This is a genomic window from Paraburkholderia sp. BR10937 (assembly GCF_040965695.1).
GTDB lineage: Bacteria > Pseudomonadota > Gammaproteobacteria > Burkholderiales > Burkholderiaceae > Paraburkholderia.
Genome location: NZ_JBFRCL010000155.1, coordinates 1 through 818, shown reverse-complemented (window position 1 = coordinate 818; position 818 = coordinate 1). Strand labels below are relative to the sequence as shown.

The 818-nt window shown below is 61.4% G+C and carries 2 pseudogenes; both read right to left on the bottom strand.

Annotated elements, in window-relative coordinates:
* A pseudogene (locus tag AB4Y44_RS42425) lies at positions 1 to 561 on the bottom strand (hypothetical protein); the annotation flags it as partial.
* Between the two features lie 18 nt (positions 562 to 579).
* Positions 580 to 818: pseudogene (locus tag AB4Y44_RS42420) on the bottom strand (ATP-dependent helicase); the annotation flags it as partial.

Sequence of the window (818 nt, the reverse complement as noted above, 5' to 3'; positions counted from 1 at the left end):
CTGCTGGTCGAGCCGCGCGCCGACGCCATAGAGTACGGCGGCGACGTGCTTGCACATCGCCGCCCAGTCCAGGCAGTTGCAGCCGAGTTTGATCTCCTTCGGCGCGGGGAAGAGCCCGCTGCCCGGCTTGCAGATGCGGCCCATCACCGCAGCCGACAGCTTGCCCTGCAGCAGTTCGACCATGGAGTCAACCGACGATGCGCACTCGACACTCAACGCCCGCCACTGTTTTTCCGGGCAGGCTGTGACATCGATTTCGATCTCGTACACGCTGGACCCCATGACCTGTGCGCGGATCCTGCCCGTCGAAATCTGAAGATCGATCACGGAACCATTGCGCACATAGGTGCGACCGCGTGGCAGGCGACTGGCGTAGTCACTGTAGTGCTCAAGGTTATCGCACCATGCCTTGCCCCAGAAGGTCTTCGCAATGGCCCCTCGATAGGGTGCGATGGGCGACAGCGTCTTGCCGGACTTGATCGCTTTCGCAACCAGTTGCTCCGCCTGCTTTCTGCGCTCGGCCACCGGGACGTAGGGTTTCCATCCACCGTAGTCAGCCATCGGCGTTCCTCTCCCTGATCAGTTTGCCTGCGCGGAATGGATATCGAGCCTGACCAGATCGAGCAGTTCGCGGTCACTCATCTCGGTCAGCAGCAGCTCCGCGCCGCCCTCAAGCACATCCTTCACCAGCTGCTGCTTTGTTTCGATTAACTGATCGATCCGGTCCTCGACCGTACCCCGGCAAACGAACTTGTGTACCAGAACATTCCTGCGCTGGCCAATGCGGAATGCCCGGTCCGTCGCCTGATTCTCGACCG